18 protein-coding genes are annotated in these 15,770 nt (G+C 71.4%); 8 read left to right on the top strand and 10 right to left on the bottom strand.

What is annotated here, in order from left to right; translation table 11 throughout:
- Positions 1 to 10: 10 nt before the first annotated feature.
- Complete coding sequence (locus AB0C38_RS00495) at positions 11 to 418, bottom strand: hypothetical protein (RefSeq protein WP_360664230.1); 408 nt, start codon at positions 416 to 418, stop codon at positions 11 to 13.
- On the opposite strand from AB0C38_RS00495, the gene AB0C38_RS00490 reads away from it, so the two are divergent.
- Entirely contained in the window at positions 417 to 896 is a 480-nt protein-coding gene (locus AB0C38_RS00490) for a hypothetical protein (protein ID WP_360664227.1), read from the top strand. The genes AB0C38_RS00495 and AB0C38_RS00490 overlap by 2 nt on opposite strands.
- Here the strand turns inward: AB0C38_RS00490 and AB0C38_RS00485 are convergent.
- Entirely contained in the window at positions 893 to 2,530 is a 1,638-nt protein-coding gene (locus AB0C38_RS00485) for an ABC transporter permease (protein ID WP_360664224.1), read from the bottom strand. The two genes, AB0C38_RS00490 and AB0C38_RS00485, sit on opposite strands and share 4 nt — an antisense overlap.
- The gene (locus AB0C38_RS00480; RefSeq protein WP_284744540.1) at positions 2,527 to 3,423 is read right to left on the bottom strand and encodes an ABC transporter ATP-binding protein; all 897 of its coding nucleotides are present in this window, start codon (positions 3,421 to 3,423) and stop codon (positions 2,527 to 2,529) included. The genes AB0C38_RS00485 and AB0C38_RS00480 overlap by 4 nt, the downstream gene beginning before the upstream one ends.
- A 93-nt stretch (positions 3,424 to 3,516) precedes the next feature.
- On the opposite strand from AB0C38_RS00480, the gene AB0C38_RS00475 reads away from it, so the two are divergent.
- The 4 genes from AB0C38_RS00475 (at position 3,517) to AB0C38_RS00460 (ending at position 6,181) form a co-directional block, all read left to right on the top strand.
- Positions 3,517 to 4,005, top strand: coding sequence for a MarR family transcriptional regulator (locus AB0C38_RS00475; protein ID WP_360664221.1), 489 nt, complete (start codon positions 3,517 to 3,519; stop codon positions 4,003 to 4,005).
- 9 nt (positions 4,006 to 4,014) lie between these two features.
- Entirely contained in the window at positions 4,015 to 4,686 is a 672-nt protein-coding gene (locus AB0C38_RS00470) for an SGNH/GDSL hydrolase family protein (protein ID WP_360664218.1), read from the top strand.
- Between the two features lie 419 nt (positions 4,687 to 5,105).
- Positions 5,106 to 5,711, top strand: coding sequence for a sigma-70 family RNA polymerase sigma factor (locus AB0C38_RS00465; protein ID WP_360664215.1), 606 nt, complete (start codon positions 5,106 to 5,108; stop codon positions 5,709 to 5,711).
- A complete protein-coding gene (locus AB0C38_RS00460; RefSeq protein WP_360664212.1) occupies positions 5,708 to 6,181 on the top strand; it encodes a carboxypeptidase regulatory-like domain-containing protein in 474 nt (157 codons plus the stop codon). The genes AB0C38_RS00465 and AB0C38_RS00460 overlap by 4 nt, the downstream gene beginning before the upstream one ends.
- On the opposite strand, the gene AB0C38_RS00455 is transcribed toward AB0C38_RS00460, so the two are convergent.
- Both AB0C38_RS00455 and AB0C38_RS00450 read right to left on the bottom strand, forming a co-directional pair.
- Positions 6,178 to 6,951 (bottom strand): polysaccharide deacetylase family protein, encoded by a 774-nt coding sequence (locus AB0C38_RS00455; RefSeq protein ID WP_360664209.1) that lies wholly within the window; start codon positions 6,949 to 6,951, stop codon positions 6,178 to 6,180. The genes AB0C38_RS00460 and AB0C38_RS00455 overlap by 4 nt on opposite strands.
- Before the next feature lie 103 nt (positions 6,952 to 7,054).
- Positions 7,055 to 7,507, bottom strand: a complete 453-nt coding sequence (locus tag AB0C38_RS00450) for an SRPBCC family protein (RefSeq protein WP_360664206.1) — start codon at positions 7,505 to 7,507, stop codon at positions 7,055 to 7,057.
- Positions 7,508 to 7,573: 66 nt separating this feature from the next.
- On the opposite strand from AB0C38_RS00450, the gene AB0C38_RS00445 reads away from it, so the two are divergent.
- Together AB0C38_RS00445 and AB0C38_RS00440 are read left to right on the top strand one after the other, a co-directional pair.
- Positions 7,574 to 9,541, top strand: a complete 1,968-nt coding sequence (locus tag AB0C38_RS00445) for an FUSC family protein (RefSeq protein WP_360664203.1) — start codon at positions 7,574 to 7,576, stop codon at positions 9,539 to 9,541.
- 24 nt (positions 9,542 to 9,565) lie between these two features.
- Positions 9,566 to 9,787, top strand: coding sequence for an antitoxin (locus tag AB0C38_RS00440; protein WP_360664200.1), 222 nt, complete (start codon positions 9,566 to 9,568; stop codon positions 9,785 to 9,787).
- On the opposite strand, the gene AB0C38_RS00435 is transcribed toward AB0C38_RS00440, so the two are convergent.
- From AB0C38_RS00435 to AB0C38_RS00425, 3 genes are read right to left on the bottom strand one after another with little or no spacing between them, the layout of a single operon-like run.
- Positions 9,788 to 10,741 (bottom strand): prephenate dehydrogenase, encoded by a 954-nt coding sequence (locus tag AB0C38_RS00435; protein WP_360667394.1) that lies wholly within the window; start codon positions 10,739 to 10,741, stop codon positions 9,788 to 9,790.
- Positions 10,742 to 10,791: 50 nt separating this feature from the next.
- On the bottom strand, positions 10,792 to 12,804 hold the full coding sequence (locus AB0C38_RS00430) for an NADPH-dependent 2,4-dienoyl-CoA reductase (RefSeq protein ID WP_360664197.1): 2,013 nt from the start codon (positions 12,802 to 12,804) through the stop codon (positions 10,792 to 10,794).
- A complete protein-coding gene (locus AB0C38_RS00425) occupies positions 12,804 to 13,346 on the bottom strand; it encodes a PadR family transcriptional regulator (protein ID WP_360664194.1) in 543 nt (180 codons plus the stop codon). Before AB0C38_RS00425 ends, AB0C38_RS00430 begins: the two co-directional genes overlap by 1 nt.
- Positions 13,347 to 13,450: 104 nt before the next feature.
- Between AB0C38_RS00425 and AB0C38_RS00420 the strand changes: the two genes are divergently transcribed.
- Complete coding sequence (locus tag AB0C38_RS00420; protein WP_284744554.1) at positions 13,451 to 14,389, top strand: patatin family protein; 939 nt, start codon at positions 13,451 to 13,453, stop codon at positions 14,387 to 14,389.
- On the opposite strand, the gene AB0C38_RS00415 is transcribed toward AB0C38_RS00420, so the two are convergent.
- The gene (locus AB0C38_RS00415; RefSeq protein WP_360664190.1) at positions 14,372 to 14,839 is read right to left on the bottom strand and encodes a hypothetical protein; all 468 of its coding nucleotides are present in this window, start codon (positions 14,837 to 14,839) and stop codon (positions 14,372 to 14,374) included. The genes AB0C38_RS00420 and AB0C38_RS00415 overlap by 18 nt on opposite strands.
- An 88-nt stretch (positions 14,840 to 14,927) precedes the next feature.
- Positions 14,928 to 15,770: an SAM-dependent methyltransferase gene (locus AB0C38_RS00410; protein ID WP_360664187.1), complete on the bottom strand. Its 843-nt coding sequence runs from the start codon at positions 15,768 to 15,770 to the stop codon at positions 14,928 to 14,930.

Raw genomic sequence — 15,770 nt, 5'->3', positions numbered from 1 at the left:
TCAACGCGAGTTAGTCCTCGTACCTGCGCTGCGCGTGGCGAGGGGGTGCCCGGATGAGTGGCCGACCTACTTGGGGCTCCACCGCGGTCACCGGGCTGGCGGGATTCGCCACCGGGCTGCTGGTGGCCGCGCTGCTCGTCGCCGGGCGGCCGGCCCCCCGGCCCGCCGATGTCGTCGCCCCGCCGACCAGCACCGTTCCCGCCGTGCCGATCACCGTGACCGCGTCCGTGCCGCCGTCCACCGTCACGTCGGTCGAGACCTCGCCGCCGAGTACCACCACCAGCGTCGTCGAGGTGACCGTGACCTCTTCGCCGACCTCTGCCACGCCGACGTCGACGTCGCCCGCCTTGCCGTTGACCAGCGTCTCGCGCGACTGACCCGTGCAACCCCAGCGCGGGTAACTCCGTCTGGACGGCATGCGAAGGATTCCGTGGATCGCGGCTCTCCTGCTCGGCGCCGCCGGGTGCGGCCAGGCCGGCTCGGGGACGGAGGTCGCCTGCCCGGCGATCGGCACCCGGATCGGGATCGGCTTGACCGTCCCGAACCCGGCCGGCGTCACGCGCGCGACGCTCGACGCCTGCTGGGGCGACCAGTGCGTCACGCGCCCGGTCGACCTCTTCCCCGAGACGGCCGCGGGCACCCAGACCTGCACCGGGACCGGCCCGGACGACTCCTGCGGCGTCTCGATGGTCCAGACCGGCGGCCTGCAGGGCTTCGCCGACATCCCCGGCCTGCAGGCCGAGCCGATCCGGGTCACCGTCCGCTTCGACGACGGCAAGCCGCACACCGCGGTCGTCACGCCTGCCTTCAGCGAACCGGGCGGCCCCGCCTGTGGGAAGGCGGGGCCGCAGGCTCAGCTCGTGGCCGGGGCCGACCACGAGATCAAACCGCGTTAGCCGACGTCCCGGCGCCGCCAGCCCACCAGGCCGGCGACCAGGGCGACGGCCGCGACCGCCGTGAGCCACACGAGCGGGGTCGCGACGAGCTCCTGGCCGGGGATCTTCGGCGGGTGCTGGAACGGTGACACGTCCAGCACCGCCTGCGGCAGGTTGACGACCGGGCCGAACAGGCTCAGCAGCAGCGCCAGCGAGCCGACCGCCCAGGCCGCGGCCGAAAAGCCCGGCAGCAGCCCGAAGATCGTCACCGCCAGCGCGACCACGACCCACGCCGCGGGCAGCTGGACGAGCATCCCGGCGAGGGAGTCGCCGACCGAGCCGCCGACGTCGCCGGTGCGCAACCCGTTGGCCAGGCCCATGAACAGGCCGCCGGCCAGCAGCAGCAACGCCGTGCCGAAGAACGCGAACACCAGGTGACCCGCCGCCCAGCGCAGCTTGCCGACGCTGGTGGCCAGCACCGGCTCGAGCCGGATCGCGGTCTCCTCGCCGCGCATGCGCAGCACCGCCTGGATCCCGTACAGCGACGCGACCATCGCGAACAGCCCGGCCATGACAGCGAGGAACGCCTGCGTGAGCGCCTCACTGCCGCCGAGGCGCGCCATGATCTCCTGCGCCTGCGGGCTGGAGCCGACCAAACCGCCGATGCCGCTGGCGATCGAGCCGAACACCGCGCCGACGACGGCCATCCCGACCGTCCAGCCGAGCAGCGGGCCGCGGTGCAGCCGCACGGCGAGCGCGAACGGCGTCCGCAGGCTCGCCGCGGCCCGCGCCGGACCCGGCCGCGGCGGCAGGATGCCGACGCCGACGTCGCGGCGGGGCAGCAGCCAGTACGCCACGGCGCCGACCACCACTGCGGCGGCCACCGGCAGCAGCAGCACCCACCAGCGTTCCCCCGCGAACGGGCGGATCTGCTGCACCCAGCCGATCGGCGACAGCCACGACAGCCACTGAGCGTCCACAGTGGAGTCTCCGGCGCCGCGCAGCAGGAAGGCGGCGCCGACCACGGCGGTGCCGATCCCGTTGGCCGTGCGGGAGTACTCGGCGAGCTGGACGGCGACCGCCGCGACGGCCGTGAACACCAGGCCCGCCAAGGCTTCCGACGCGCCGAAGGCCAGCGACCCGGCGGCGGGCAGCCCGGCGCCGACCATGCTGCCGTACTGGATCAGGCCGATCAGCACGCTCGCCCCGCCGGCCACCAGGACGGCCGACGTCAGCGCCGCGTACCGGCCGACGACCGCGGACGCGAGCAGCTCCGCGCGGCCCGTGTCCTCCTCGGCGCGGGTGTGCCGGGTGACCGTGAAGACCACCATCAGCCCGGCGAGCAGCGCCAGGAACCCGCACATGCGCCAGGCGATGAACCCGCCGGCGGTGGTCAGGTCGAACGGCGGCCCGTAGAGCAGTGCGTACGACGGGTTGGTGTTCGCGCCGGCCTGCAGCGCCAGCCGGTCGGCGACGGTCGGGTAGAACTGTGTGAACGTCTTGACCGTGCTGGCCGGGACGATGCTCAGCAGCACGATCCAGATCGGCAGGACGACGCGGTCGCGGCGCAGCGCGAGCCGGGTGAGGTGCCAGGTGCCGGCGAGTTCGTGCGCCGGCGCGACCTCGGCTTCGGCACGGGAGAGCGTCGCGGTCATTTCGCGCTCGCTTCGGTCGTGTAGTGGCGCAGGAACAGCTCTTCCAGCGTCGGCGGCTGGCTGACGAGACTCCGCACGCCGACCTGGGTCAGCTGGCGCAGGGCCTCGTCGAGCGAGCGCGTTTCGACGTCGAAGCGGACGCGGTTGCCGTCGACCTTGAGGTCGTGGATGTTCTCCAGCTTCGCGAGCCCGTTCGGCGGCCCGGCGAGCTCGGCGGTGATCGACGTCCGGGTCAGGTGACGCAGCTCGGCCAGCGTGCCGGACTCGACCGTGGCGCCGTTGCGGATGATGCTGACCTTGTCGCAGAGCGCCTCGACCTCGGCGAGGATGTGGCTGGAGAGCAGCACCGTGCGGCCCTGTTCGCGCTCCTCCTGGATGGCGTACTGGAACGTCGCCTCCATCAGGGGGTCGAGGCCGGACGTCGGCTCGTCGAGGATCAGCAGGTCGACCCGGGAGGCGAGCGCGGCGACGATGGCGACCTTCTGCCGGTTGCCCTTCGAGTACGTCCGCCCCTTCTTCTTGGGGTCGAGGTCGAACCGTTCGACGAGGTCGGCGCGGCGCTTCTCGTCGAGCCCGCCGCGCAGGCGGCCGAGCAGGTCGATCACCTCGCCGCCGGAGAGGTTGGGCCAGAGGTTGACGTCGCCGGGCACGTAGGCCAGGCGGCGGTGCAGGCTCGCCGCGTCCTTCCAGGGGTCGCCGCCGAGCAGCCGGACGTCCCCGGAGTCCGCGTGGAGCAGGCCGAGCAGGACCCGGACGGTGGTCGACTTCCCGGCGCCGTTCGGGCCCAGGAAGCCGTGTACTTCCCCAGTAGGTACCTGCAGATCGAGGCCGTCCAAGGCCTTGGTCCGGCCGAACGACTTGTGCAAGCCGGAGATCGCGATGGCGTTTTCCATGCTTCGGAAGCTACACTGATTTCACGAAGTTGTGAAGTTAAGAAAATGTCTAGATGGAGTGATCTTGACGGACCGGTACGGGAGGATGGGCCGATGACGACGCCTGACACGAAGCGAGATGAAGACGCCGTCCGCCGGTACGTCGAGAGCCTGGCCCTGGTGCTCTCGCAGATCGGGATGCAGCGCATGTCCGCGCGGGTGTTCGCGGCCCTGATGACCACCGACGACGCCCGCCTGACCGCGGCCGACCTGGCCTCGCAGCTGTCGGTCAGCCCGGCGGCCATCTCCGGCGCCGTGCGCTTCCTCGAGCAGATCGGCCTGGTCGCCAAGGAACGCGAGCCCGGCGAGCGCCGCGACCACTACCGCCTCTTCGACGACCTCTGGTACGCGACGTTCCTCAAGCGCGACCGCATGATCATCATGTGGCGCGACGCGGCGGGCGACGGCATCCAAGCCCTCGGTGAGGACTCGCCCGCCGGGCAGCGGCTCGCCGAGATGCGCGACTTCCTGTCGTTCATGCTGGATGAGCTCAACGGCATGTACGAGCGTTGGCACAAGCTTCGCGCGGAGAAGAACGCTTAACTTCTAAGCATGGTGATCCTCGCTCAAGCCCTGTACGTCAAGCGGAAGACCCCGCGGCTCCCCGGCGCCGCGGGACCGACCGAGGGACTGGTCGCAGGGAACGGCGAACCCTTCCGACTGGCCGTGCTCGGCGAGTCCACAGTGGACGGCGTCGGCGCGGGGGACCACGAGGAAGCGCTCACCGGCTGCCTCGCCCGCGAGCTCGCGCGCGACGGCCGGGCGGTCCGGTGGCAGGCAGTCGGCCGAACCGGTGCCAACGCCCGGGTCGTCCGCGCCGAGCTGGTCCCGCTCGTGCGCCCGGCCGACCTGGTCGTGATCGCCCTCGGCGTCAACGACACCATCGAGCTCCGGACGGCCGCGGGCTACCGCCGTGACCTGCTGGAACTGGTCGTCGAGCTGCGGCGGCGCCTCGGTCCCGTGGACGTCCTCCTGGCCGGCGTGCCGCCGATGTCCCGCTTCCCGGCGCTGCCACGGCCACTGCGGGACTTCCTCGCTGCCCGCTCGGCCGCCCTCGACGCGGCGGCCGCGACCCTCGGGAAGCTCCCCGGCGTCACGCACCTCCCGATGGACCCGCGGCTGCTCGACCCGGCCGCGTTCGCGTCCGATCGCTTCCACCCCGGGCCGGCGGGCTATGCGCGGTGGGCGCAAACGCTTGCCGAAGCACGTTCGGTGATCGCTTAGCCGCACTGCGTCGATCTTCAAAAAAAGTTCGAGGTTCGTGTATCTGGCCGTCCCGCCAGTGCGTCCTGTGGGGCAGCCAAGCACGAGATTGGGAACGCGGCAGGGGGTGCCGAGTTCGAAATGCGCGGTGACCGGGAGCCGAGGGGGCTGCCGGACACCGTCGGCCGGGTGCCCTTCGGGGGAGGGGACATCCGGCGGGGCCCGTTGGGGAGCGGGCCCTTGAGGGAGGGGAGTATCGGCCGGCGTGGGCTCACCGCCCGCGTCGGCCGGTGCCTCCCTCGATCGTCCTTGACCGGAGCGCGACCGACGAACTAAGAGACTTGATGTATCCGAGATCCACCTGCACGCTCCTTCCCCCCGAAGGACCCGCGATACTGCCGAAGCCGACTCGAAGACTTTTCCGAAGAGGGGCAGATACCGTGACCGACGTGCAAACCACAGAGGTAGACCCTCCTTGGGAGGGCTTGACCGGCGCCGAACTGCACGCCGCGTGCATGCAGGCCGCCCGGGACGGTGACCGCCGTGCGATGGACCGTCTCGTCGCCGAGCTGACCCCGCTCGTCTGGCACGTCGCCCGGGCCAACGGCCTCGACCGCTCCATCGCCGAGGACGTCGTCCAGACCGTGTGGCTCGCCCTCTTCAGCCAGCTCGGAAAGCTCAGAGACCCCAAGGCCCTCGCCGCGTGGCTGATCACGACCACCCGCCGCGAGGCCACCCACCCCTTCGGCCGCCGCGTGCAGCCCGTGCCGCTGAGCGACGAAGTCGCCGAGGCCATGCCGAGCACCCAACCGGCACCCGAGGACGAAGCCGTCCGCGCCGATCGCGACCGCCGCGTCTGGCGTGCCTTCGTCCGGTTGCCCCACCGCTGTCAGGACCTGCTCCGGCTGACCGTGCTCGCGGGTCGCGCGGAGTACCAGCTCGTCGCCGAGGCGCTGCGCATGCCCCGCGGCAGTGTCGGACCCACCAGAGGGCGCTGCCTCGACCAGATGCGCGATCTCCTCGCCAGTGAAGGGGGAACCCGATGAACGACCTCGGAGCGCCGGGCGAGGCCTTTTCCGACGAATTGATCCTGGCCGGCATCGGCCGCTTCCTCGACGAGCTGGACCCGCCACCGGACGACCTGGTGCAGCGGGTCCAGTTCGCGCTCGCCCTCGAAGACCTCGACGTCGAGGTCGCCCGGTGGGAACGGCTGGACACCCTCGCCGGCGTGCGCGGCGGCGGCACCGGCACGATCACCTTCACCGTCAGCGACCTGACCGTGATGATCAACCTGACCAAGATCGGCAAGCTGCACCGCATCGACGGCTGGCTGGTGCCGGCCGGCCAGTACGGCGTCGAGGTGCGGGTCGCCGAGCACGGGACGTCGTCCACGACCGCCGACGAAGGCGGCCGGTTCGTGCTCGACAACGTGCCGAGCGGGACGACGCAGATCCTCGTGCACCTCGGTGACGTGTCGTGCCGCCGGACCGTCGTGACGCCGACGGTCGTGCTTTAGCCCAGGAAGTCGGCCAGGGGGACGGGAATGAGCCCGTCCTTCTCGGCCTGCTCGACGAACGCCGTGTAGTCCTCTTTGAAGGTCTTGCGGAAGTGCATCAGCACGACGTCGCCCGGCTTGAGCTTGTCGCCGGCCTGGAACTGGACGTGCCCGTCGTTGACCGCGGCCGTCCACAGCACCGCGGCGCGCATCCCGCACGCGGCCGCCGCGCGCAGCGTGTTCTGGTCGTAGTTGCCGAACGGCGGCCGGAACAGCGACGGCCGCACGCCGAGCCCGCGCTGGAAGTCGTCCGCGTCGTCGCAGATCTCCTTGCGCTGGAACTCGTACGGCTTGCCCTTGAGGTTCGGGTGGTCGACCGTGTGGTCGCCGAGCGTCGCGCCGGTGGCGTCGAGGATCTGCTTGAAGTAGGCCTCGTGGCCCTTCACGTACTTCTGGTTCAGGAACAGCACCGGGTGGGTGCCGTTCTGCTGCATCAGCTTCAGCGCGTCCGGGTCCTTGACCGCGCCGTCGTCCATGGTGAGGAAGACGTACGGCTTGTCGGTGGTGATCCGCTTGACCACCGGGACCTGGCCGTTCGCGATCGCCGGCGCCTTCTGCTGGACCGTGCCGAACGGGTACGGTCCCGGCGTCGTCGCCCCCGGCCCGCCCCCGGGCGCCGGGTTCGGCTGGCTGGTGCCGAACTCCCGCTGGTCCGGCTCGTTCGCCGAACAGGCCGTCAGTGTCGTCAACGCCAAAGCCGCGGCGGCGACCAGTGCTACGACGCGCTTCATCCCGCGTCCCCCTCCCGCGTAGTGCAGAACTACCCGAAAGGGTGACGCGGGGACGGTGGGCCAAGTTGCGTGAGCTGATCTTGTGTGGCCGGAACCACCCAGGTCAGCGCCCGGTTTCTGCCGCCTTGACCAGCTTGCCGGAGAACAGCCGGATCACACGTTCGAGGCCGGCCGCCAGGATCGGGCCGCTGCCCTTGACCGGCTCGGTGAACGACCCGGTCCAGCGCAGGTGCGTGCCGCCGCCGTCGGTCGGCGTGAAGAGCACCTCGGCGCGGTAGTCCTTGATCGGGTTGCCGCCGAAGAACGTGTAGACGTGCTTATGGCCGGGCTCGTACTCGAGCGTCTCCTCGCGGATCAGCACCGGCCAGAGGCCGACCTCGCGGACGGCGCCGACGCCGGCCGGGTCATCGGTGCCCTGGCGCTTCCAGCGGGCCTGCACGATGAGTGGCTTTCCCCACTTCGCCCAGCTCGGGCCGTCGGCTTCGAGCTCGAACAGGGCGTCCGGCGACGCGGTGCTCGTGCGGTTGACCTCGAAGGAGAACTTGCGGCCCGGCATCGACCCTCCAGCTTGTTGACAGATTGATAATTAAGCGTTCCCGGCAGCGTAGGTCAAGATGGGGGCGTGAGCACGCCGCGTCCCGACATCGCCGCGCCGCACTGGCTGACCCAGCTCCTGCGTAGCAAGCCGGTCCCGGTGCCGTGGAACATGGTCGCCCGCGCCGTCATCGCGCTGGCCGTGCCGCTCGCGGTCGCCTATGCCGCAGGTGATATTGCCGTCGGCGCGCTGATCTCGACCGGCGCGCTGCCCGCCGTGCTGTCCGAGTCGGCCGGCCCCTACCGCTACCGCGCCCGCCGGCTCGGCGGCGCGACGCTGGCGGCGACGGCCGGGTACGTCGTCGGGCTGCTCACCGGCGGCACGCCCGCGCTGTCGGTGCCCGCGGTGATCCTGGTCGCGGCGGTGTCCGCGCTGATCAGCGCGGCCGGCAGCAACGCCTCGGTCGCCGGGCTGCAGATGTTCGTGTTCTGCGTCCTCGGCACCGGCCAGCACGCGACCGGCGTGCGGGTCGAGATCCTGCTCGGCTTCTTCTGCCTCGGCGCGGTCTGGAGCCTCGCGGTGGCGCTCGCCAGCTGGACGTTCCGGGCGACCAGCCCCGAACGCTCCGCCGTCGCGCACGTCTACGTCGAGCTGGCCGCGATGCTCTCCGCGACCGACGAAGCCGTCTCACGGGTCGCCCGCCACCGGCTGACCACGGCCATGAACACCGCGTACGACCAGCTGCTGACCGCGCGCTCGTGGCTGTCCGGCCGTGACGCCGCCTACCGGCACCTGCTCAACCTGCTCTCGGCGACGACGGCCGCGGTCGAGGCGTCGGTGGCGATGGTCAACGCCGGCCGGCGCACGCCCCAGGACGTCATCGATCACTTCGTCGCGCTGTCGGCGTCGGTGCTGGCCAGCCAGCCGCTGCCGGAACCGCCGCCGAGGCCGGCCGACGACGCCGACCCGGTGCTCGCCGCGCTGTACGCCGGCCTGGTCCGGATCGGCAAGGGCGACGACCGGAAGCGCCGGGAGCCGACGCCCTGGTACCGGCGGCTGCGGACGTGGGCGGGCTCGCTGGCGTCCGGCCCGCTGACCTGGATCGCCGCGCTGCGGCTGACGCTGTGCGTCGCGATCGCCGAGGTCGTCGGGCTGCTCGTGCCGTTCGAGCGGTCCTACTGGATCACCCTGACCGTCGGGATCGTCCTCAAGCCGGACTTCGGCTCGGTCTTCGGCCGCGCGGTGCTGCGCGGGATCGGCACGGTCGTCGGCGTCGGGGTGGGCGCCATCGTGCTCGGCGTCGGCGGACACGGCTGGCTGCTGGTCGCGCTGATCGCGATCTTCGCCGGCGGCGTCGCGGTCGGGAAGGTGCGCAACTACGGCATCCTCAGCGCGTTCGTGACACCGTTGATCATCCTGCAGATGGACCTGGCGAACACCGGCAGCTGGAACGTCGTCCTGGCGCGGCTGGTCGACACCGTGCTCGGCTGCGTGATCGTGCTGGTCTTCGGTTACCTGTTGTGGCCGGGAAGCCGCCGTCCCCAGGTCGGCGGCCGGCTCGCGGACGGGCTGGACGCGGTCGCGGAGTACGTCTCGTGCGCGCTGGTCGAAGCGTCGTCCGGCGACGCGCGGCTCGCGCGGTCACGGGCCCGGCGCGGCGCGTACCGGGCGCTGGCCGACCTGCGGACGGCGTTCCAGCAGGTCGTTGTCGAACCGTCCGCGAACGGCCGCCAGGCGGTGGCGTGGTGGCCGGTGATCGCCGCGCAGGAACGCGTGGCGGACGCCGTCACCGAGGTCGGCGTGACGATCGGGCGCGGCGTGGCACCGCCGGGCCAGGATGACATCGAGCTGCTCACCGCCGCTTTGGACGAACTGGCGTCGGCGATCCGCGAGCAGCGCGAGCCGCGGTCGATGCCGCTGCCGGACAGCGCGCAGCTGGCCGGAGTGGTCGACCAGCTGGAGTCGGCGTTCGACGCCGTCCGCGGGCCTGACCTGGTGGAACGCACGCCGCTGCGGCTCGTCCGGCGGTTCCTGCCCTACCACCGGCGCACGTGACGTGCGTGCTGTTCAATTGCTCCCATGGGAATCGACTTCGATGCGTTGAAAGGCAAGGCCGAAGAGGCCCTGCGCGAGCACGGCGACAAGATCGAGGATGGCCTCGACAAGGCGGGTGACTTCGCGAAGTCGAAGTTCTCCGGGCACGACGAGCAGATCGACAGCGGCATCGAGAAGGCGAAGAGCTTCCTCGACAAGTTCGACGACAAGCCGGACACGCCCCCGGCCCAGCCCCCGACCCAGTAGCTACTGGACCTCGCCGGTCGCGATCCCGTCCGCGAGGCCGGTGATCCGGCCGCCGCGTTCGCCGAGCGCGATCAGGCCCTGCCGCGCGTCCGGGGCCGACAGGCTGATCCGGACGCCCGCGCGCTCGACGTCCAGGCTGGCGGCCAGCGCTTGCGCGCCTTCGTACCCCGCGTTGATCGTGGCGGCCAGCCCGCCGGTCGAGGCGAGCGAACCGCGCGCGGCGCCGAGCCGGCCGAGGGCTTCGTCGACGATCGGCAGCAGCGCGTCCCGGTTGCCCTCGGTCATGGCGCGCACGAGCTGCGGGTTCGATCCCGCGACGCGCGTTCCGTCCCGGTAGGACCCGGCGGCCAGCGACATGGCCAGCGGCCCGCCCTCGGCGCCGATCGTGGCGAGGATCGCCGCCAGCAGGTGCGGCAGGTGCGAGATCCGGGCGACGGCTTCGTCGTGCGACTCGGCGGGCAGCGGGACGACGTGCGCCCCGATGTCCAGCACGAACCCCGCGACCTCGGCCCACGCTTCGAGATCGGTGTCGTCTTCGACGGCGACGACCCACGCCGCGCCCTGGAACAGCGAGGCGTCCCCGGCCAGCCAGCCCGAGCTCGACGTCCCGGCCATCGGGTGCCCGCCGACGTACCGCGTGTACGGCACGCGACGGCGGACAGCGTCCAGTACCGGCGCTTTCACGCTGGTCACGTCGGTGAGCAGGCAGTGCGACGCGTGCTGGGCGACCAGGCGCAGCAGGTCCTCGACGGCCGGCAGCGGCACGGCCAGCACGACCATCGCATCCCCGGCGTCGGCCCGGTGCAGCGCGGCTTCGACGTCCGTCGTGACGTCGAACCCCGCCCTGCTGGCCGCGTCGGCGTCCACTTCGGAAACCGCGGCGCCGAACGCCGTGCGGCCGCTCGCGGCCGCCGCGCGCAGCAGCGAACCGCCGATCAGCCCGAGCCCGATCACGCATACGTCTCGCACGGGGCCCATCCTGCCAGTGCCGGACGCATCTGGTGCTACAGCGCGGCGGCGAGCCTCGTTCCCTGGTCGATCGCCCGTTTCGCGTCGAGTTCGGCGGCGACGTCGGCCCCGCCGATGAGGTGCACCGGCAGGCCGGTGGCGCGCAGCTCGTCCGCGAGGTCCCGCACGGGTTCCTGACCGGCGCAGACGACGACCGTGTCGACTTCGAGGAGCCGCGCTTCGCCGTCGACGGTGAGGTGCAGGCCGGCGTCGTCGATCCGCTCGTACGTCACGCCGGTGAGCTGCTCGACGCGTTTCGCCTTGAGCGCGGCCCGGTGCACCCAGCCCGACGTCTTGCCGAGCCCGGAACCGATCCCGGACTTCTTGCGCTGCAGCAGGTAGACCTGCCGCGGCGACGGCTCGGGCTTCGGCTCGGCGAGCCCGCCGGGCGCCTGTTCGGGATCGGTGACGCCCCACTCGGCCATCCACGCGTCGAGGTTCAGCGCGGGGGAGTCCGCGTGGGTCAGGAACTCGCTGACGTCGACGCCGATCCCGCCGGCGCCGATCACCGCGACCCGCTCGCCGACCGGCTTCCCGTGCCGGACGACGTCGACGTAGGAAAGCACCTTCGGGTGGTCGATCCCGGGCAGCGACGGCACCCGCGGCGCGACGCCGGTGGCCAGCACGACCTCGTCGAAGCCGGTCAGGTCGGCCGCGGTCACCCGGGTGCCGAGGTGCAGCTTCACGCCGGTCACCTCGACGCGCCGCTGGTAGTAGCGGATCGTCTCGGCGAACTCCTCCTTGCCGGGGATCTTCCGCGCGATGCCGAACTGGCCGCCGACCTCGTCGTCGGCTTCGAACAGCTCGACGCTGTGCCCGCGCTCGGCCAGCGCGGTCGCCGCGGACAACCCGGCGGGACCCGCGCCGACGACGGCCACGTGCTTCGACCGCCGCGCCGGGGCGAGGGTCAGCGTGGTTTCGTGGCCGGCGCGCGGGTTCACCATGCAGGACACGAGCTTGCGCTTGAAGGCGTGGTCGAGACAGGCCTGGTTGCAGGCGATGCACGTGTTGATCTCGTCCTCGCGGCCGGTCTCGGCCTTGCGGATCCACTCCGGGTCGGCGAGGAACGGCCGCGCCATCGACACGAGGTCGGCGTCACCGCTCGCCAGTGCCTCCTCGGCGACCTGCGGCATGTTGATCCGGTTCGACGTGACGACCGGGATCCCGACGTGCGGCTTGAGCTTCCCGGTGACCCAGGTGAACGCGGCGCGCGGCACCGACGTCACGATCGTCGGCACGCGGGCCTCGTGCCAGCCGATGCCGGTGTTGATGATCGTCGCGCCAGCGGCTTCGACGTCCTTCGCGAGCGCGACGACGTCCTCCCAGCGCTGGCCTCCGGGCACGAGGTCGAGCATGGAAAGCCGGTAGATGATGATGAAGTCGTCGCCGGCCTTCTCACGCGTCTGCCGGACGATCTCGACGGCGAACCGGCGTCGCTTCTCAGGCGAGCCGCCCCAGGCGTCGGTGCGTTTGTTGGTGCGCTCGGCCAGGAACTGGTTGATCAGGTAGCCCTCGGAGCCCATGATCTCGACGCCGTCGTAGCCCGCTTCGCGCGCGAGAGCGGCGCAGTCGGCGAAGGCACGGATCTGCTGACGTACGCCGTAGCCGGTCAGGGCACGCGGCCGGAACGGGTTGATCGGCGCCTTGATGCTCGACGCGGACACGCTGAGCGGGTGGTAGGCGTACCGGCCCGCGTGCAGGACCTGCAGCGCGATCTTGCCGCCCGCCTCGTGGACGGGCGTGGTGAGCTGCCGGTGCTGCCGGGCTTCGGTGGCCGTCGTGAGCTTGGAAGCGAGCGGCAGCAGCCAGCCGGTGCGGTTCGGGGCGAACCCGCCGGTGACGATCAGCCCGACACCACCGCGGGCGCGCTCGGCGTAGTACTCGGCCAGCTCGGGGAAGTGCGCGGCCTTGTCTTCGAGGCCGGTGTGCATCGACCCCATCAGGACGCGGTTGCGCAGCGTCGTGAAGCTGAGGTCGAGCGGGGCCAGCAAGTTCGGGTAGTCGGTCATCAGGCGTCCTTCTCGTGGTGGAGAGCAGCGAGAACTTCGTCGAACCACTCGACCTGGCCCTCTTCGACGCGGATGCCGCCGCGCAGGACCAGGTACTGGTGCAGGTGCTGGCCCTGGAGTCCCGCGGGCGCGGGGAAGTCGCGCTTCTCGATCTGGCGGTAGACGTCGAGGCGTTCGGCGTGGGCCGAGCGGTGGCGCACGATCTCGGCGGCGACGGCACCGGGGTCGCCGAAGGTCGCGCCGCGGATCTTCACCGCGAGTTCCATGGGCCCGGCGGACGGGTCCGGCTCGGCGAGCCATCGGACCAGTTCGGCGCGCCCGCCGTCGCTGACCGTGTAGACCTTCTTGTCCGGCCGGCCCGACTGCGCGACGACGTCGACGGCGACCCAGCCCGCCTCTTCCATCCGCTTCAGCACGCGGTAGATCTGCTGGTGGGTGGCGCTCCAGAAGAGTCCGATCGACTTCTCGAAGCGGCGCGTCAGCTCGTAGCCCGAGCCGGCGCGCTCGGACAGCGAGACGAGGATCGCGTGCTCCAAGGCCATGGCCCGAGGGTCCTATGCAACGAGTTGCAGTGCAACGAGGCGCACGTCACTTCACCCCCCTGGGTGGGATAAATCGGGTCGACGGATCGCCCGAAACGACGAGGATGGGAGGAGTGCACCCGGTACTCGAACTGATCTCCGAACGGATGGCGACGGGCAGCGTCCCGGGAGAACGCACCGACGGCCGCCGTCTCGCGCTGGCCGTCGAAGGCGGCAGCAGCCGCGGCACCTACTCGAGCGGCATGGCCCTGGCGCTGGACGAACTGGGCGCCGTCCCGGTGTTCGACGCCGTCTACGGCTCGTCGGCCGGCGCGCTGAACGCCGCCTGGCTGCTCAGCGGGTGCTCGTCGACGGGCGTGCGGACCTGGTGGAACCCGGTCGTCATGCGCCGGATCATCAACCCGCTGCACACCCTGCGCGGCCGCGCGGTGATCGACCTCGAATACCTCGTCCACCAGGTCTATTCGGTGCTGGAGCCGATGGACTTCCCGGCGATCCTGGCCAACCCGGTGACGTTCCACCCGCTGGCGACCGACGCCGACACGGGGGAGTCGACCGACCTCCACCCCTTTCTCGACGACGTCGACGCGGTGAAGGTCGCGCTGGCGGCGTCGTCCTGCATGCCGGTGCTGGCCGGCCCGCCGATCCCGATGGCCGGCCGCCGGTTCGTCGACGCGGGGGTCGCCGAACCGATCCCGTTCCGCACGGCGCTGGCCCAGGACGCGACCGACGTCCTCGTGCTGCGCACCCGCCGCGCGGACGAGCTGCCGGTGCCGCCATCGCGGGCGTACGACGTCGTGGTGCCGCGCTTCCTGCGCCGCCAGGCCCCGGGCACGATTCCCGCGTGGCGTGACACCTATCGCCACGACGTCGAGGACGAGGAGATCTTGGCGTCCGACCCGCGGATCTTGAGCATCCGCCCGCCCACCGGCTCGCCGGACGTGGCGGTGCTGGAGCGCGACCCCGAGGTGCTGCGCAAGGCCGTCGAGCTCGGCAAGAGCGCGGTCCTCGACGTCCTGGAAGGGCTACGCGAAGCTTCCTAGCCGGGTCGCCCGCGCCTGCACGACCAGCCGCTGCGCGCCCAGCGACACGGCCAGGTAGAGCAGGATCGACGCGCCGCCCAGGCCCTTCGCGCCGCTGTCGATCAGCACGTCGAGGCCGAGGTGGCTGCCGATCGCGGCCAGCCACAGCAGGATCGTCAGCCAGGTGCCCTGGCGGAACAGCACCCCGTCCTGCCGCCACAGCCGCACGGTGTATCCGCGGACGACGCCGAAGCCGGCGGCGAGCACGAGACTGCCGGCGAGCAGCGCGATCGCGAGCCCGGTCGCCGGTTCCTTCTTGAAGTACGCGCCCAGCGCGACGACCCCCAGCACCAGCAGGATCAGCAGCACGGTCGGCTTGCGGTCCTCGCGGACCGGGCGCTGCTGCACCTGGCGCCACAGGATCCAGGCCACGACGACGAGTCCGACGAGGATGTTGGCCGAGCCGCTCACGAGCATTCCCCCTGGTGATCCGTTCGATCACCAGGGTGCGCGTGACCCGGCCGCCGGGACGTCAACCCCAGGGTTGAAGCCAGGTGGATCAGGGCTTGCGCGCGACGCCGCCGATCACCCGCGACTCGGACGGCGAGCCGGCGAACACCGTCTGCTCGTCGGGGTGCCAAGCCGGCGCGTAGACCAGCCCAGGCTCGAGCATCGGCCACCCGCCGAAGAAGCGTTCGAACTCGGCCATCGGCCGCAGGAAACCCGGGTTCGTCGTGGTCTCGTAGTACTCGAGCAGGTCGATCAGCGCCTGCCGCTCGTCCTCGTTGACCGGGTTCTCGTTGGTCATCTGCGACAGCACCAGCAGCGAGCCGGGGGCGAGCCGCCGGCGGTAGAACTCGAGCAGCCGGTCGGGGTTCGCGTCGTCCTTGATGAAGTGCATGACGGCGTTGATCACCAGGGCGACCGGCTCGCGGACGTTGATGATGTCCGAGGCGCGCACCCGCTCCCAGAGGTCCTCCGGCTGCAGGAAGTCCGCGGCGATCGCGTGGTGGCGCTCGGGGTCGGCGGTGTCGGCGAGCAGCAGCGTCGAATGCGCGAGGGCGATCGGCTCGTTGTCGATGTAGAGCACGCGGGTGTCGAGCTCTTCGCGCTCTTCGTCGGCGACCTCGTGGACGTTGCCCGCGGTCGGCAGCCCGGAACCGATGTCGACGAACTGCCGGATGCCGGCCCGCACGCACTCGCGGATCGCGCGGCCGAGGAACTGACGGCTGGTCAGGCAGTACTCGCCCATGAGCGGCAGCCGGGCGCGGACCTTCTCGGCGAACGCGCGATCGATCGCGTAGTTCGTGTTCCCGCCGATGAAGTAGTCGTAGATCCGCGCGGCGGAGGGCCGGTCGAGGCTGCTCTCGACGGCCTTGAGGGCGTCGTCGTGGTTGATCAT

It is taken from the genome of Amycolatopsis sp. NPDC048633, assembly GCF_040650695.1.
Lineage (GTDB): Bacteria > Actinomycetota > Actinomycetes > Mycobacteriales > Pseudonocardiaceae > Amycolatopsis.
The sequence above is the reverse complement of the archived record's forward strand: the minus strand, read 5'-3'. Positions and strand labels throughout refer to the sequence as shown.

Bases quoted from the DNA above. Each gene is read 5' to 3' on its own strand.
- AB0C38_RS00430 (WP_360664197.1), bottom strand. From the start codon at position 12,804: ATGACCGACTACCCGAACTTGCTGGCCCCGCTCGACCTCAGCTTCACG.
- AB0C38_RS00460 (WP_360664212.1), top strand. From the start codon at position 5,708: ATGAACGACCTCGGAGCGCCGGGCGAGGCCTTTTCCGACGAATTGATC.
- AB0C38_RS00455 (WP_360664209.1), bottom strand. From the start codon at position 6,951: ATGAAGCGCGTCGTAGCACTGGTCGCCGCCGCGGCTTTGGCGTTGACG.
- AB0C38_RS00440 (WP_360664200.1), top strand. From the start codon at position 9,566: ATGGGAATCGACTTCGATGCGTTGAAAGGCAAGGCCGAAGAGGCCCTG.
- AB0C38_RS00490 (WP_360664227.1), top strand. From the start codon at position 417: ATGCGAAGGATTCCGTGGATCGCGGCTCTCCTGCTCGGCGCCGCCGGG.
- AB0C38_RS00485 (WP_360664224.1), bottom strand. From the start codon at position 2,530: ATGACCGCGACGCTCTCCCGTGCCGAAGCCGAGGTCGCGCCGGCGCAC.
- AB0C38_RS00475 (WP_360664221.1), top strand. From the start codon at position 3,517: ATGACGACGCCTGACACGAAGCGAGATGAAGACGCCGTCCGCCGGTAC.
- AB0C38_RS00410 (WP_360664187.1), bottom strand. From the start codon at position 15,770: ATGATCAACCACGACGACGCCCTCAAGGCCGTCGAGAGCAGCCTCGAC.
- AB0C38_RS00450 (WP_360664206.1), bottom strand. From the start codon at position 7,507: ATGCCGGGCCGCAAGTTCTCCTTCGAGGTCAACCGCACGAGCACCGCG.
- AB0C38_RS00420 (WP_284744554.1), top strand. From the start codon at position 13,451: ATGGGAGGAGTGCACCCGGTACTCGAACTGATCTCCGAACGGATGGCG.
- AB0C38_RS00495 (WP_360664230.1), bottom strand. From the start codon at position 418: ATGCCGTCCAGACGGAGTTACCCGCGCTGGGGTTGCACGGGTCAGTCG.
- AB0C38_RS00425 (WP_360664194.1), bottom strand. From the start codon at position 13,346: ATGGCCTTGGAGCACGCGATCCTCGTCTCGCTGTCCGAGCGCGCCGGC.
- AB0C38_RS00470 (WP_360664218.1), top strand. From the start codon at position 4,015: ATGGTGATCCTCGCTCAAGCCCTGTACGTCAAGCGGAAGACCCCGCGG.
- AB0C38_RS00480 (WP_284744540.1), bottom strand. From the start codon at position 3,423: ATGGAAAACGCCATCGCGATCTCCGGCTTGCACAAGTCGTTCGGCCGG.